Genomic DNA, 16,575 nt, shown 5'->3' with positions numbered 1-16,575 from the left:
ATAAGGAGTGTTGTTTATGAAAAGAAAGACTAGAGAAAAATTGAAAATAGTAATGATTGTTTTTATTATTTTAAGTTTTATTATAGGATTTTTACCAGCATTATTTTTACTATAAGGAGTGGGATGAGTGTTTTTAAAATCACTAGATATAAGAGGATTTAAATCCTTTGCAGATAAGACAGAATTAAAGTTTAACAATGGAGTGACTGCAGTAGTAGGACCCAATGGTAGTGGTAAAAGTAATATTTCAGATGCGGTAAGATGGGTTTTGGGAGAACAAAGCATTAAGATTCTAAGAGGAGGGAAGATGGAAGATGTAATCTTTGCTGGAACTCAATATAGAAAACCAGTAGGATTAGCACAAGTTTCTTTAACTTTAGATAATAGTGATCAGAAGCTTTCAACGGAATATAATGAAGTTACTGTATCTAGAAGAATATTTAGATCAGGCGAATCTGAATATTTAATCAACAATAAGAAGTGTAGATTAAAAGATGTAACTAATCTTTTTATGGATACAGGTATAGGTAAAGAAGGTTATTCATTAATTGGTCAAGGAAAAATAGAATCTATTTTAAGTGGGAAACCTGAAGAACGAAGAGCACTCTTAGAAGAAGCGGCAGGAATAGTTAAGTTTAAAACTAGAAAAGAAGAAGCAGAGAAGAAGTTATCTAATACTGATAATAATTTGATTAGAATAAGAGACATAATATCCACTTATGAAGAGAGAATAGAACCACTAAAACTTGAAAGAGAAAAAGCAATTAAATTTAATGAGATTTCTTGTGATTTAAGAAAAAATGAGGTTTCTCTTTTAGTTAAACATATAAAAATAAAAGAGGAAGAATTAAAGTACTTTAATGATGAATTGAATAAAAAGAATTATATTATAGAAGAAAAAAGAAATAAGTTAAATATTCAAAAACAAGAACTTAAATTAATTGAAAAAGATATAGAAAGTTTAGAAGAAGAAACTAATAAAGATAAGAATTTATATTATGAAATCAAAGATATAATTAATGAAGATTCTAAAAATATAGAATTATCTAGAGAAAGAATAAAAAATCTTCAAGAGAAAATAGAAAAAAATGAGGAAGAAATTAAGAATATAGAATCTAATATTAAGCAGTTGACTGAAGAAAAAGATAAACTAAATATATCTTTAGATTCTAAATTAAGTGAACAAGAACAAAAGAAGTTGCTTATAGATGAATTAGAAAAATCACAATTAAATTCTTCAAATAAATTCAAGAAAATGGAAGAAGAATTTAATGAATTAAAGGAAAATGAATTTGAACTTTTAAGAAGTAATTCAGATATAAAAAATGAAATAACATTAATAAGCAGAGATATTTCATTAAAAGAAGAAAAGAAACTTGAATTACAGAAGTCATGTGAATTTATAAGTCATAATATATCTATTAATGCAGCAACTTATGAAAAATTATTAGATATTATAAATAATGAAAAAGATGAAATAAAGTCTCTTGAAAAAGCTATATTAGAAGAAAAGAGCTCTATGACTGCATTAGTTAGAAAATTATCGAATACAGAAAATGAACTCAGAAATTTAAACAATAATTTGGCCAAGCTAGATGCGAATAAAAATATGTTAGAAAATCTAGAAAAGCAGTACGAAGGATATAATAAGTCAGTTAAAAGATTAATGGAATCTATTGAAAAGGGAAAAATATCGAATGTAAAAAATACTAAAGTATTAGGTGATATTTTTAGTGTATCTAAAGAGTATGAAGTTGCTATAGAAATAGCTTTAGGAGCATCGATTTCTAATGTAATTACTCAAAATGAAGAAAATGCTAAAAGATTAATTAAATATTTAAAGGATAATCATTTAGGAAGAGCTACTTTTTTACCTTTAAATATAATAAAAGGTAAAAGGCTGATTTTGGATAATAAAATCACAAATGTTAATGGATATATTGGTTTGGGAAGTGAAATAATTTCATGTCTACCAGAGTATAAAGATGTCTTAGATTATGCATTAGGAAGAATAATAATATGTAAAGACATGGATTCTGCTTTAAAAATATCAAAATTAGGTAACTATAAATATAAAATTGTTACTTTGGATGGGGAAATAATAAGTCCAGGTGGAGCATTAACAGGAGGAAGTATATATTCGAAACATACTAATGTACTTGGGAGAAAAAGAGAAATTGAAGAAATCTCATTACAAATAGAAAAAAGTAAAGTGAAATTTACTGAAATTCAAAAAGAAATATTTGATTTAAAAGAGAAAATTAAAGTTTTAGATGAAGAAATATTAAATAAAAAAGATGAAATTCATGACAAAAATATTGAAATAACTAAAAAACAAAGTGAAGTCCAAAGATTACAAAGTGATACAAAGAAATTTAAAGATAATTTAGAGATTACTAATAACGAAATTTTACGAATAACTAATGAAATAATTAAATTTAATAATAAACTTGAAAATAAAAAATTAGAAATTAAGTCTATTGAAAATAAAAATACATTTAATAAGGATAGAAGTTTTCAATTAGAGGAACTTATAAAAAATAAGTCTAAAGAGATAAATGAAAATAATGAAAAGATCACTGAGGCTAAAATATACAAAGCAACATTAGATGAAATAATTCAAAATGAAAAAAATGCGGTTTTAAGATTAAAAAAAGATTTAGAAAACTTATTTATAAAAGAAAAAGATTTGAAAAATGAAATTAAAGATAATATTTATAATCTAAATAAAAATGAAGAAGCTATAAAGAATAAATTAGTTGAAATTAAAGAAAATAATAATAAAATTCAAGATTTAGAAAAAATATTTAAAGATAAAGAATTATTAAAAGAAAAACTAAAAGAAAAGTTTACAGAAAAAGATAATTTAATAAATAATATTTTTCAAATGATTAGTCTTGAGGAAAAGGATATTAATAAAAGTGAACTTACTAAAGCTAAAAAAGAAATTGAAAAAGAAAATTATTATAAAAAATTAAATGAAGAATTAGAATTAACATATGTAGAAGCTTTAGATATAGCAACAGAAGTTGAAGATGAAGCGAAAGTAAAAGAAATAATTTTTAAATTAAAGTCTCAGATAACAGCATTAGGTACAGTGAATTTAGCATCTATTCAAGAATATGAAGAAGTTAAAGAAAAGTTTGAATTTATGTCATCTCAAGAAAATGATTTAGAAAATGCTAAAAAAGAATTAGAGTCTGTAATTGAAGAAATGACAATTAAGATGAAAGAGTTGTTTAAAGAAAATTTTAAGGTGTTAAATTATAATTTTAATCAAACTTTTAAAGAATTATTTAAAGGTGGAAGTGCTGAACTTATTTTATCAGATGGTGATGAACTTACAGCAAATATAGAAATAAATGTACAGCCACCGGGTAAAAAGTTACAAAATATAAATTTAATGTCTGGTGGAGAGAAAGTTTTATCTGCTATAGCACTATTATTTTCAATATTAAAGATGAAGCCAACACCATTTTGTATATTAGATGAAATAGAAGCAGCGTTAGATGATGCTAATGTTTATAGATATGCTGAGTTTTTAACTAAGTTTTCAAAGAATACACAATTTATAGTTATAACTCACAGAAAAGGAACTATGGAAGTAAGCGATGTTATATATGGAATCACTATGGAAGAAAAAGGAATTTCTAAAGTTGTATCTGTAGATTTATCAAATAGTTAAAATGATAGATATTACTATAAGATTATGCTTTGAAAAAAATCTTGTTTAATGTTATTTTAAAATATAACATAATTATAGAATTTAATTAAATATACTTAAAATTTAGGAGGAATTAGATTTGTTTGGAAATTTGTTTAATAAATTAAAAGAGGGATTAACTAAAACTAGAGATAATTTAACTGACAAAATAAATGAAGCTTTAAATATAGCAATATCTATAGATGAAGATTTATATGAAGAGTTAGAAGAAATATTAATAACATCTGATATAGGTATGGATACTACTATAGACATTATAGAAAGATTAAAAAATAAGATACGTAAAGAAAAAATAAATGATCCTCAAGAAGTTAAACCAGCATTAAAAGAAGTAATAAAAGAAATGTTATTAGAAGGCAGTTATGAAGATGGTGATGATGAAAAGAAAGTGATGCTGGTAATTGGGGTTAATGGGGTAGGAAAAACTACATCAATAGGAAAGTTGGCAGCTAAAAATAGAAAAGATGGGAAAAAAGTTTTACTTGTTGCAGCAGATACATTTAGAGCAGCTGCAATAGATCAATTAGAAGTGTGGAGTAAAAGAGCAGAGGTTGATTTAATAAAACATACAGAAGGAGCAGATCCAGCAGCAGTAGTATTTGATGCTATTGAAGCATCAAAAGCTAGAAATACTGAAGTATTAATATGTGATACTGCCGGAAGACTTCATAATAAAAAGAATTTAATGAATGAATTAGAAAAAATAAATAGAATAATTGATAGAGAATTAGCTGGTATAAAAAAAGAAACTTTATTGGTATTAGATGCAACAACAGGTCAAAATGCAGTTATTCAAGCAAAACAATTTATGGAGGTTTGTCCTATAGATGGCATAATTTTAACTAAGTTAGATGGAACTGCAAAAGGAGGAGTTGTACTTTCTATAAAACAAAGTTTAAATATTCCTGTTAGATATATAGGGGTAGGAGAAGGAATAGAAGATTTACAAGAATTTGATGCAGAAAGCTTTGCAGAAGCATTAATTTAGAAGTAAAATAATAATAAATATAAAAAATGTCTAAAAAAATTAACTGTTAAGTAAAAATACTTGACAGCCATAATAAATGCTGTTAAAATCTCTTTTGTGGGTAAGGTGATTTTATGGAAGATCGAGTTGAAATTTCATTATTTATGGATTTATATGGTCCGTTATTAACTGAAAAACAACGTAGCATTATGGAATTGTACTATAATGACGATTTATCTTTAGCAGAAATAGCTGAATTAAATAAAACAAGTCGTCAAGCAATTCATGATTTAATTAAAAGATGCTATAAACAACTTCTGTTATATGAAAGTAAGCTTAACTTATTTCAAAAGAGTATAAAAAGAGAAAAAGATATTATAAATTTTTTAGATGATATAAAAGAAAAATATTCTATAAATAACGATGAATATTTAATATTAAAAGAAAGACTAGAAAATTTATAAGGAGGAGGTAAACATGGCTTTTGAAGGTTTAGGCGAAAAATTACAGGAAACTTTTAGAAAGTTAAAGGGTAAAGGGAAGCTAACTGAAAAAGATATAAAAGAAGCCATGAGAGAAGTAAAGCTTGCATTATTAGAAGCAGATGTTAACTATAAAGTTGTTAAAGGATTTATTTCAAATGTTAGCTCTAAATGTGTTGGAAGTGAAGTACTTGAAAGCTTAACACCAGGGCAACAAGTTATTAAAATAGTTAACGAAGAACTTACTAATCTTATGGGTGGAAGTGAGAGTAAACTTAATTACTCTAGTTCAGGCACTACAGTTATTATGTTAGTTGGTTTACAAGGAGCAGGTAAAACTACTATGTGTGGTAAACTTGCATTACAACTTAGAAAAAACAATAAAAAACCATTGTTAGTTGCATGTGACGTTTATAGACCAGCAGCTATAAAGCAATTAGAGGTAGTTGGAAAGCAAATTGAGATTCCAGTATTTTCTATGGGGGATAAAGTTAATCCAGTTGATATTGCAAAAGCTGGTATAGCTCACGCTAAAGATAATGGTAATAATGTTGTTATTATAGATACAGCTGGTAGACTTCATATAGACGAAGATCTTATGAAGGAATTACAAGATATTAAAGAAAATGTTAAACCATCAGAAATACTTTTAGTTGTTGATTCAATGACAGGTCAAGATGCAGTAAATGTTGCAGAAAGTTTTAATAATGATTTAAATATAACTGGTGTTGTATTAACTAAATTAGATGGTGATACTAGAGGTGGAGCAGCTCTTTCTATCAGAACAATTATTGATAGACCAATAAAATATATTGGTACTGGTGAAAAGATGAATGATTTTGAAGTGTTCCATCCAGATAGAATGTCTTCAAGAATTTTAGGTATGGGAGATGTATTATCTCTTATAGAAAAAGCTCAGTCAGCAATAGATGAAAAAGAAGCAGCTGATTTAGGTAAAAGAATGTTAAATCAAGAATTTAATTTTGATGATTATCTAATGGCTATGGAGCAAATGAAAAAGCTTGGACCTTTGAATAAAATCTTAGAAATGATACCTGGAATGAATTCAAAAGAACTCCAAGGTGTTGATTTAGCTAAAGGTGAAGAAGCTATGAATAAAACAAAGGCTGTAATTCAATCAATGACAGCTAAAGAAAGAAGAAATCCTAGCTTGCTTAATTCGGGATCTACAGCAGGTTCTAGAAAGAAGAGAATAGCCAAAGGATCAGGTACAACAATACAAGAAGTTAATAAACTCATGAAAAGCTATGATATGATGAAAAAAAACATGAAACAAATGAAATCATTACAAAAGCAAGCTAAAAAAGGTTTGTTTGGAAAGTTGCCTTTCTAGAGTAGAATTATAGATAGTTATTTTTGAAGGAGGTGAAATTAAAATGGCAGTTAAAATTAGATTAAGAAGAATGGGAGCTAAAAAAGCACCTTTCTACAGAGTAGTTGTTGCAGATTCAAGAAGTCCAAGAGATGGTAGATTCATCGAAGAAATTGGTTACTACAATCCAATAACTGAACCAGCTGAAGTTAAGATTAACGAAGAAAAAGCTAACAAATGGTTACAAGATGGTGCACAACCAACAGATGTAGTTAAAAAGCTTTTTGCTCAAGCAGGTATTAGCAAGTAATTTTGTGGAGGTGAAGTCTATAATTAGTAATACTAATTATAGAGGTTTATGAAGGAATTAGTTGAGTTTATAGCTAAATCACTTGTTGATAATCCAGATGAAGTTACTGTTAATGAAATAATTGGAGAACAATCGATAATTTTAGAATTGAAAGTAGCCCCAGAAGATATGGGCAGGGTTATTGGTAAGCAAGGAAGAATAGCAAAAGCAATAAGAACCGTTATAAAATCTGTAGCCATCAAACAAAATAAACGAGTTATAGTAGAAATTATTTAAAAATAAAGAGTTAGGGTTATTCCTAACTCTTTTTAAGCATTTAAAATAAAGATTATATTTTAAAATCAGTGTTGATATTTTAGTATAAAAAGCTATGTTAATATATATGTTCTAATTAAGTTAATACATTTATAATCTTTTATATAATTTTTATAAAAAATTATATCTTTAATTAACAATATCTAATTAGAAGCATATATATCATAAATTTTTTATATAAGTTTCTCACTATATTGGTGAGTCATAACGTTTATAAATATTTTAAGATTTATATTAATGAACAAACTTTATTGGAACTTATATATTATAATAAAATATCAACATTGATTAAAATATATGAATTAAACATAAAGCTGAAGGAAGTGAAAATATTGGAAGAATTATTTAAGATTGGACAAATAATAAATACTCATGGAATTAAAGGAGAAGTTAAGGTATATCCATTAACTGATGATGTTAAAAAGTTTAAAAAGTTAAAAACTGTTTTAATTAATGGTGAAGAACGAAAAATACAAAGTGTTAAATTTCAAAAAGATAGAGTTATTTTAAAAATAGAAGGTATAGATTCTATGAATGATGCTGAAACTTATAAACAAAAATATATTGAGACACCTAGAAATGAGCAACAGCCACTTGAAGAAGATACATATTATATTGTAGATCTAATAGGTTGTGATGTTTATGATACTGAAGGAGTAGAATTAGGAAAAATATTTGATGTAATTAATACTCCAAATAATGATGTATATTGGATAAAGCAACCTAAAGAATTATTAATTCCTGTTTTAAAAGATATAGTTCTAGATATTGATATAACAGAAAAGAAAATAGTAATTAAACCAGTTGGACAGTGGCAAGATGAAGATTAGTATACTTACATTATTTCCGGAAATGTTTTCGATTTTTAATCATAGCATTATAGGAAGAGCGCAAGAAAATAATATAATAAATTTTGATATATTTAATATACGTGATTATACTTTAAGTAAGCATAAAAAAGTAGATGATTATCCATATGGTGGAGGGGCAGGTATGGTTATGGCTCCTCAACCTATTGTAGATACAATAAAGGCTGCGAAAGAAACCAATAATGCTAAGGTGATTTTTTTAGGACCCAGAGGAAAAACATTTAATCAAGAAGTTGCAAAAGAATTATCAAAAGAAGAGGGATTAATATTTTTGTGTGGGCATTATGAGGGAATAGATGAACGTGTATATAAACATATTGATATGGAATTTTCTTTAGGTGATTTTATTTTAACAGGTGGTGAGATGGCTGCAATTCCAGTTATTGATTCTATACTTAGACTTATACCAGGAGTTTTAGGAAAAGAAGAAAGTTTTATGGAAGAATCATTTTCAGATGGTCTTTTAGAATATCCTCAGTATACAAGACCACATGAATTTGAAGGTGAAAGTGTACCAGATATACTTTTATCAGGTCATCATGAAAATATAAGAAAATGGCGAAGGTTGCAATCATTAAATATAACAAAACAAAGAAGATCTGACTTATATAAGAATATTAACTTAACAAAAGAAGATAAAAAACTTTTGGGAATAAAAAATAAATAAATTATGTTGAAACATATAAAAAAATATGTTATTATTGACTCTGTGCTAGTACGGGCGTTCCTCTGTCATGTAGAAATTCTGTTAAGAGCGTCAAATTATCTTTTAAGGAGGGAATGCACAATGAACGAAATAATAAGAGCTATTGAAGCTGAACAATTAAGAACTGACATACCAAACTTTAAAATTGGTGATAACGTAAAAGTTTATGTTAAAGTTAAAGAAGGTACAAGAGAAAGAGTACAAATGTTCGAAGGTACTGTAATTAAGAAACAAAACGGTGGATTAAGAGAAACTTTCACTGTAAGAAGAGTTGCTTATGGATGTGGTGTTGAAAGAACATTCCCAATGCATGCACCAATAATCGAAAAGATCGAAATCTCAAGAAGAGGTAAAGTAAGAAGAGCTAAACTTTACTACTTAAGAGATAGAGTTGGTAAGGCTGCAAAAGTTAAAGAATTATTAACTAGATAGTTAGATTAAAAGGTGGACTGTTTCAGTCCTCTTTTTTTCTATATTAAATAAAAAGTATGCTGATTGGGGGCTTTAAGCCCCCTTTTATTCTTTAGAATATTATAAAGATGTTACAATTATCCCTTTTTATTTAATGTTACTTTTTATGATTTTACTTTAGATGTAAATTCGTAATAGATATAAAAATTAGAATTTAAGATAATTTTATCAAACGAAATTTAGAGAAAATAAATCTAAATACTCTAAAGAATAAAAAATAAAAATTTAGTTTGCAAAAATAGATAGTTAATTAAAAGGAGGAATAACAAATGGCAATTAATTGGTTCCCAGGGCATATGAAAAAAACCCAAAGAGAAATAAAAGAAAATTTAAAGTTAGTTGATGCTGTTATAGAAATAAGAGATGCTAGAATCCCAAGAAGCTCAGCTAATCCTGATATTGACAATTTATTAAAAGGTAAGCCAAGAATAATACTTTTAAATAAAAGTGATTTAACAGAAGATAAAGTTACAAAAGATTGGATTAAAGACTTGACAAAAGAAGAAGTTAAGGTATTAGAAGTAAACTGTTTAAAAGGTGATGGATTAAAGGCTATTAAACCAATGTTATTATCATTACTAAAAGAAAAACATGATAGGTTAAAATCAAAGGGAATGGTTAATATAACAACTAGAGTTATGGTAGTAGGTATTCCTAATGTAGGTAAATCAACTTTTATTAATAAAATGGCTAGAAACAGTATAGCTAAGACTGGAGATAGACCAGGGGTTACTAAGAGTAAACAATGGATAAAGACTTCTATAGGAATAGAGCTTTTAGATACTCCAGGAGTATTATGGCCTAAATTTGAAGATGATGAAACAGCTTTAAATTTAGCCTTTACAGGAGCTATAAAAGACGAAATAATGGATATAGAAGAACTTTCTTATAAGCTTGTTGAAAGACTACAAATGTATTATGGTGATAAATTAAAAGAGAGATATAAGATATCAGAAACTTTTGAAGATCCATTAGAAACTTTAAATGCTATAGCAAGAAAAAGAGGTGCTTTAATTTCAGGTGGTCAAATTAACTATAATAGAATAGCAGTTATTTTATTAGATGAATTTAGAGGTGGAAAAATCGGAAAAATATCATTAGAACGTCCAGGTGTTAAAAATGAAGAACTTTCTTAATTATGACATAAGTAAATTATCATATAAGAATATAAAAGAAGAAATAAGTTGCATTTCCATTCAAGAAAATTATAAAAATAAAGAATTAATAGAATTAATTAAAGTTTTATTAAACGATAAAAGAAAAAATGTATCTTCACTAGGCAATAATATAAAGAAAGAATTAGATTTATATTTAAATGAAATTAAAAGAGTAAGAACAATGTATAATTTTGATAAATCTTTTGGAGATTACAAGATTATTGCCGGGGTTGACGAGGTTGGAAGAGGACCTTTAGCAGGACCGATTGTTGCTTGCGCTGTTATTTTAGATTTAGATGTATTAGAAGAAAATTTAATTTTGTATTTAAATGATTCAAAGAAGTTAAAACCTAGCAAAAGAGAAGAGCTTGCAGAAATTATTAAAGAAAAAGCATTAGCATATCATATAGGTATTTCATCAAATTATGAAATAGATCAGAAAGGAATAGCTTTTTCAAATAATAAGGTTTTTTTAGATTCATGTAATTCTTTAGAAATAAAACCAGACTTAGTTTTATCAGATGGATATTTAATTAAGAATGTAAAAATAGACAATAAATCTGTAATAAAAGGAGATACTAAAAGTGCAAGTATTGCTGCAGCTTCAATACTTGCTAAAGTTTATAGAGATAAGCTTATGAGCGAATATGCTTTAAAATATCCTTATTACGATTTTGAAAATAATATGGGATATGGAACACAAAAACATATAGATGGATTAAAAAAATATGGAAAGTGTGATATACATAGAGATAGTTTTTTAACTAAAATTTTATCTGATAATAATTAATAATGTATAATAAAAAATTGTCCTATAAATGTAAAAAACATTTGTAGGACGATTTTTAATATAATCTAAAAGCATCTTTTAAGTGATTAATTTTAAATGACTGATTATGTGAATTTAAATATACTTCAATAACATCAAATCTTACATTTATATATTGAAGATTTTTATATGCAATATATGATTTAGTAACTTTTATTATAGAATTTTGTTTAGAAATAGATACAGCTTCCTTTGGCATTCCATAATTACAATTATACCTTCCTTTTACTTCGAATATTATTAATAGATCATTCTTTAAGCAGATAATATCTATCTCACCTAAAAAATTTCTAAAATTACACTCTAAAATTGTGTACTTATTATTAAGTAAATAGTTCTTTGCTAATAATTCGCAATAGTCACCAATACCTTTGTTTAATTTTTTCATTAATAAAGTCTCCTAAAGTATATCATTAAGTTTTAATTATTGTATAAACTTTTAAATTGTTATTTTATTACTTAACTAATTAAAGAAACTTTATACATTCTTATTAGAATATTATAAAAGGTAACCTTTTGTTTTATTATAAAAATCTATATTTAAAAATGATAGCTTGCATAATCGTCTAGTTTATGTGATACTGCTTAAGCAAATTACTTCTAAAAATATGTTGATGTGATTAATTTGGAAATCTATGTCTATAATCTTAAAGGGGTGATATATATGTCTGTAAAAATAATAAGTGCAACAAATAATGGTTTAGAAGGATTTTTAATAGAAGTAGAAGTTGATATATCAAAAGGATTACCTATGTTTTCAATAGTAGGTCTTGCAGATACATCTGTTAAAGAATCGAAAGAAAGAGTGAGGGCAGCTATTTTAAATAGTGGTTTTGATTTTCCTTTAGGAAGAATAACTATTAATTTGGCACCAGCTGATGTAAAGAAAATAGGTTCGCTTTTGGATTTGCCTATTGCTTTAGGAATACTTATTGCTTCTGGACAGATAAAAAATAATTTAACAGATAAACATATAGTATTTGGAGAATTATCTTTATCTGGTGAATTAAAAAGCGTTAAAGGAACAATACCAATAATAATAGAAGGGATAAATAAAGACATAAATAAATTTATTTTTCCTTATGAAAATTTAGAAGAAAGTTATTATTTTGAAGAGGGAAAGTATTATCCATTTAACAATTTAAAAGAAGTTGTTTCTTATATTACATATAATGATTTACTTCCTTATGAGAATACTGATTTAAAGGTTAAAGAGAATAATACCGAGATCTTAGATTATGGGGAAGTTATAGGACAGTATTCATCTAAAAGGGCATTGGAAATTGCTGCTGCTGGTAATCACAATATACTACTGTATGGGGAACCGGGATCAGGAAAAACAATGCTTGCAAAAGCATTAACATCAATACTACCATCATTATCTAAAGAAGAATTAATAGAGGTAGCTAAGATATATAGTGCATCAGGTCTTATGATAAAAAATTCAGTTTTAAGACGTCCTTTTAGAGCACCACATCATACAACGACGAAAACTGCTTTAACTGGTGGAGGAAGAGAAGTTAAGGCAGGAGAAATAACACTAGCACATAATGGAATATTATTTTTAGATGAAGTATTAGAGTTTAAAAAAGATGTTTTAGAAGCATTAAGAGAACCATTAGAAGAAAAACATATTAATATAAATAGACTTAGTGGAAGTTATACAATGCCAGCTAATTTTTTGTTGGTGGGTGCATTTAATCCAACAGAAGAAAAACAAGATGAAATTTTAGATGAGAGATTATATTCTGGATATCATACTAAAAAGTATTTTAAAAAATTTTCAAGTGCTTTGTTAGATAGAATTGATATATTAAATTTTGTACCTAGATTAAATTATGAAGATATTGAAAAGAGAGAGGATTCCTATAATTCTGAATTAATGAAACAGAATGTAATGAAAGCAAGAGAAATTCAAAAAGAAAGATTCAAAAATACTAAGTATAAATATAATTCCGATATAAAAGGAAAGGATATATTTGATATATGTAAGATAAGTAAAAAATGTGAAGAAATATTAAAACATTATTATAATACCTCTAGTGTATCACTAAGAGGATATGGAAAGGTGATTAAACTAGCTAGAACAATAGCAGATATAGAAAAAAGTGAAGAAATTTTAGAAGGCCATATATTAGAGGCTTTTAGTTATAGAAAAAATATAAATGGAGAAGTTATATAAATAGTAAAAGGAGAATTTATATGATGAATTATGAATTATGGTTAATGTTATTAGATATAAGTAATAATCAAAAAATTAAATTAATAGATAAGTATGAAAATGAAAAAAATATATATAATAATTTTGAGGATATTCTAAAACAAAACAAAAGTTTATTAAAAAAAATAAAAAATTTTGAAAAGAATAATTTGTTATATGAAGTAATAAATTTAAATAAACTATTAAATAAGACTGGAGTAGGATATATAACCTACTCTAATCCTTTATATAAAGAGAAGTTAAGGCAAATGGAAAATCCACCTTATTATTTGTTTTATAAAGGAAATATTGATTTAATAAATAAAAAATCTTTAGCAATTGTGGGTGCGAGAAAGTGCTCTAATTATGGTTTAGCTGTAACAAAGCTCTTGACAAAGGAGATTATTACTAATAATATAGCGATTATAAGCGGTGGAGCAAGAGGTATAGATTCTATTGCTCATAAAACTTCTTTAGAAAACAATGGTGAAACAATAGTAGTGCTAGGATGTGGCATAGATATCGTTTATCCACCAGAAAATAAAGTTTTGTTTTCTAAAATTATACAAAATGGATTAATTATTTCAGAGTTTCCATTTGGGATGCCACCGTTAAAGTGCAATTTCCCACTAAGAAATAGAATAATTAGTGGATTAAGTGATGGTGTAATTGTTATAGAAGCAACAGAAAAAAGTGGTTCTTTGATTACAGCTAGAAAAGCACAAGAACAAAGTAAGCCAGTTTTAGTTGTACCAGGTTCTATCTTACATAAGGGATCAACTGGATCTAATAAACTGATAAGAGATGGATGTGAAATTTTAACAGGAGTGGAAGATTTGCATAGATTTTTTGAAGGAACTAATATAAATATAAAATCTATGTCAATTAGGCCCGAAAAAAGTGAAATTTTAGACATTATTACGGATTCGCCGGTTCATATTGATGAGATATTTAAAAATACCTGTGTTGACAGAGGGGCTTTATATGCGTTATTATTTGAAATGCAAATAAAAAATGAGATAATTTGCCTTCCTGGTAATTACTATATAAAAATAATCTAAAGAATTTAGGGGGTGAGTACTTCATAAAATTTTTATGAAGTGGTAGCTATGGGTCAAAAACTTGTAATTGTTGAGTCGCCGGCAAAAGCAAAAACAATCGGCAAATATTTAGGAAAAAATTATATTGTGGAAGCCTCTATGGGGCATGTTAGAGATTTGCCCAAAAGTAAATTAGGTGTAGATATAGAAAATAATTATACACCTAAGTATATAACTATTAGAGGTAAGGGAGAATTAATAGATAAGCTTAGAAAAGCTGCTAAAAAAGCTGACAAAGTATATTTGGCAACTGACCCCGACCGTGAAGGAGAAGCAATTTCATGGCATTTAGCTAATATTTTAAAAATATCTGAAGAAGAAAATTGCAGAATAGTTTTTAATGAGGTTACTAAAACAGCGGTTAAAGACGCTATAAAACAAGCTAGAACAATAGATTTAGATTTAGTTGATGCACAACAAGCTAGAAGAATATTAGATAGACTTGTAGGTTATGAAATAAGTCCGATTTTATGGAAAAATGTTAAATGGGGACTTAGTGCAGGAAGAGTGCAATCGGCAGCATTAAAATTAATATGTGATAGAGAAGAGGAAATTAAGGCTTTTGTTCCAAAAGAATATTGGTCAGTTGATTGTATATTAAAGAAAGAACGAAAAAAGTTTCCAGTAAGGCTTTCAACATATAAAGGTAAAAAATTTGAAATTAATAATGAAGAAGAAGCTAATAATATAATAGAAGAATTAAATGAAAATAACTTTATAGTAAAATCAATAAAAAAAGGAACGAAAATCAAAAATCCTTTACCTCCATTTACAACAAGTACACTTCAACAAGATGCTAGTAAAAAATTAAACTTTATGACGAAAAGAACTATGTCAATTGCTCAGGTTCTTTATGAAGGTGTAGAAGTAAAAGGGTATGGTACTGTTGGTTTAATTACTTATATGAGAACAGATTCTGTAAGAATTTCAGATGAAGCTCAAGCGAGTGCTAAGACATTTATAGAAAGTGAATATGGAAAAGAGTATGTACCAGTTTCACCAAGAGTATACAAAGGAAAGAAAAACATACAAGATGCACATGAAGCTATTAGACCTACGTATGTTGATATTACTCCAGAAGTAGCAAAGAAAAATTTAACACCTGAACAATATAAATTGTATTCTTTAATATGGAATAGATTTGTTGCCAGTCAAATGGCATCATGTAATTTAAATACAAATTCAATTGACATATTAAATGGAGAATATAAATTAAAGGCATCTGGTTCAACAATAGAATTTGATGGTTTTATGAAATTATATGAATACTTAAATGAAGATGATGAAAAATCCGTTACTTTACCTGTATTAGAAGAAGGAGAAGAATTAAGTAGTGCTTCTATTGAAGGAAAACAACATTTTACTCAACCATCTCCAAGGTATACAGAAGCTTCTTTTGTTAAGCTATTAGAAGAAAAAGGTATTGGAAGACCTAGTACCTATGTTCCTACTATTTCTACATTGCTTGGAAGAACTTATGTAGTTCGTGAAAAGAAAAATTTAATTCCTACAGAATTAGGATTTATAGTAAATAATATAGTAAGTGAATACTTCAAACAAATTGTAGATGTAGATTTTACAGCAGATATGGAGAAGAAGCTTGATAATGTTGAAGAAGGAAAAGAGAATTGGACTAAAATAGTTGAGGAATTCTTTACTCCATTAAAAGAAGCTATTGAAAAAGCAGAAAAGGAAATATCTAAAGTAGTTATAGAAGATAAAGTAAGTGACGTTAAATGTGATAAATGTGGACGTATGATGGTAATAAAAAGAGGAAGATATGGAGAGTTTTTAGCTTGTCCAGGTTATCCAGAATGTAAGAATGCTAAACCTATAGTTGAAGAATTAGATGTTTCATGTCCTGAATGTGGAAAGAAAATAGTTGCTAAAAAGAGCAAAAAAGGAAAAAAATTTTTTGGATGTTCAGGGTATCCAGAGTGCACATTTGTAAGTTGGTATGAACCAGTTAAAGATAAATGTCCAAAATGTAATTCTTATATGGTTCTTAAATATTCAAAAAGTAAAGGAAAGTATGTTAAATGTTCTAATCAAGAATGTGATTATACTAAAGAAGTACCTGAAGAAAAAAATGAATAGCTTAAATATAAAAAA

Annotated in this window: 16 protein-coding genes; 15 read left to right on the top strand and 1 reads right to left on the bottom strand. The window is 26.9% G+C overall.

Annotated features, from left to right (window positions below; all coding sequences use genetic code 11):
• The first annotated feature begins 16 nt into the window (after positions 1-16).
• From KYD98_RS06650 to rnhB, 12 genes are all read left to right on the top strand, one after another.
• Positions 17-115: a DUF4044 domain-containing protein gene (locus KYD98_RS06650; protein WP_219778825.1), complete on the top strand. Its 99-nt coding sequence runs from the start codon at positions 17-19 to the stop codon at positions 113-115.
• Positions 116-127: 12 nt separating this feature from the next.
• A complete protein-coding gene (gene smc / locus KYD98_RS06645; RefSeq protein ID WP_219778824.1) occupies positions 128-3,685 on the top strand; it encodes a chromosome segregation protein SMC in 3,558 nt (1,185 codons plus the stop codon).
• 118 nt (positions 3,686-3,803) lie between these two features.
• A complete protein-coding gene (ftsY, locus tag KYD98_RS06640; RefSeq protein ID WP_219778823.1) occupies positions 3,804-4,712 on the top strand; it encodes a signal recognition particle-docking protein FtsY in 909 nt (302 codons plus the stop codon).
• A 113-nt stretch (positions 4,713-4,825) separates the two neighbouring features.
• On the top strand, positions 4,826-5,155 hold the full coding sequence (locus KYD98_RS06635; protein ID WP_219778822.1) for a putative DNA-binding protein: 330 nt from the start codon (positions 4,826-4,828) through the stop codon (positions 5,153-5,155).
• Positions 5,156-5,168: 13 nt separating this feature from the next.
• Complete coding sequence (ffh, locus tag KYD98_RS06630) at positions 5,169-6,527, top strand: signal recognition particle protein (RefSeq protein ID WP_219778821.1); 1,359 nt, start codon at positions 5,169-5,171, stop codon at positions 6,525-6,527.
• Positions 6,528-6,570: 43 nt separating this feature from the next.
• Positions 6,571-6,816, top strand: a complete 246-nt coding sequence (gene rpsP, locus KYD98_RS06625; RefSeq protein WP_219778820.1) for a 30S ribosomal protein S16 — start codon at positions 6,571-6,573, stop codon at positions 6,814-6,816.
• A gap of 48 nt (positions 6,817-6,864) precedes the next feature.
• Positions 6,865-7,092, top strand: a complete 228-nt coding sequence (locus KYD98_RS06620; protein ID WP_219778819.1) for a KH domain-containing protein — start codon at positions 6,865-6,867, stop codon at positions 7,090-7,092.
• A 371-nt stretch (positions 7,093-7,463) separates the two neighbouring features.
• Complete coding sequence (gene rimM / locus KYD98_RS06615; protein WP_219778818.1) at positions 7,464-7,961, top strand: ribosome maturation factor RimM; 498 nt, start codon at positions 7,464-7,466, stop codon at positions 7,959-7,961.
• The gene (gene trmD, locus KYD98_RS06610; RefSeq protein WP_219778817.1) at positions 7,951-8,667 is read left to right on the top strand and encodes a tRNA (guanosine(37)-N1)-methyltransferase TrmD; all 717 of its coding nucleotides are present in this window, start codon (positions 7,951-7,953) and stop codon (positions 8,665-8,667) included. Before rimM ends, trmD begins: the two co-directional genes overlap by 11 nt.
• A 120-nt stretch (positions 8,668-8,787) precedes the next feature.
• Complete coding sequence (rplS, locus tag KYD98_RS06605) at positions 8,788-9,138, top strand: 50S ribosomal protein L19 (RefSeq protein WP_219778816.1); 351 nt, start codon at positions 8,788-8,790, stop codon at positions 9,136-9,138.
• Between the two features lie 308 nt (positions 9,139-9,446).
• On the top strand, positions 9,447-10,313 hold the full coding sequence (gene ylqF / locus KYD98_RS06600) for a ribosome biogenesis GTPase YlqF (protein ID WP_219778815.1): 867 nt from the start codon (positions 9,447-9,449) through the stop codon (positions 10,311-10,313).
• Positions 10,297-11,124, top strand: a complete 828-nt coding sequence (gene rnhB, locus KYD98_RS06595; RefSeq protein ID WP_219778814.1) for a ribonuclease HII — start codon at positions 10,297-10,299, stop codon at positions 11,122-11,124. The genes ylqF and rnhB overlap by 17 nt, the downstream gene beginning before the upstream one ends.
• 55 nt (positions 11,125-11,179) lie before the next feature.
• On the opposite strand, the gene KYD98_RS06590 is transcribed toward rnhB, so the two are convergent.
• Positions 11,180-11,551 carry a YraN family protein gene (locus KYD98_RS06590; protein WP_219778813.1) on the bottom strand — a complete coding sequence of 124 codons (372 nt, stop codon included), beginning with the start codon at positions 11,549-11,551 and terminating at the stop codon, positions 11,180-11,182.
• A gap of 276 nt (positions 11,552-11,827) precedes the next feature.
• On the opposite strand from KYD98_RS06590, the gene KYD98_RS06585 reads away from it, so the two are divergent.
• From KYD98_RS06585 to topA, 3 genes are read left to right on the top strand one after another with little or no spacing between them, the layout of a single operon-like run.
• Positions 11,828-13,345, top strand: coding sequence for a YifB family Mg chelatase-like AAA ATPase (locus KYD98_RS06585; protein WP_219778812.1), 1,518 nt, complete (start codon positions 11,828-11,830; stop codon positions 13,343-13,345).
• 20 nt (positions 13,346-13,365) lie between these two features.
• The gene (dprA, locus tag KYD98_RS06580; RefSeq protein ID WP_219778811.1) at positions 13,366-14,424 is read left to right on the top strand and encodes a DNA-processing protein DprA; all 1,059 of its coding nucleotides are present in this window, start codon (positions 13,366-13,368) and stop codon (positions 14,422-14,424) included.
• 48 nt (positions 14,425-14,472) lie between these two features.
• Positions 14,473-16,560: a type I DNA topoisomerase gene (topA, locus tag KYD98_RS06575; RefSeq protein ID WP_219778810.1), complete on the top strand. Its 2,088-nt coding sequence runs from the start codon at positions 14,473-14,475 to the stop codon at positions 16,558-16,560.
• The last annotated feature ends 15 nt before the right edge of the window (positions 16,561-16,575 follow it).

This window comes from Clostridium weizhouense, from assembly GCF_019431045.1.
Classification (GTDB): domain Bacteria; phylum Bacillota; class Clostridia; order Clostridiales; family Clostridiaceae; genus Clostridium; species Clostridium weizhouense.
The sequence above is the reverse complement of the archived record's forward strand: the minus strand, read 5'-3'. Positions and strand labels throughout refer to the sequence as shown.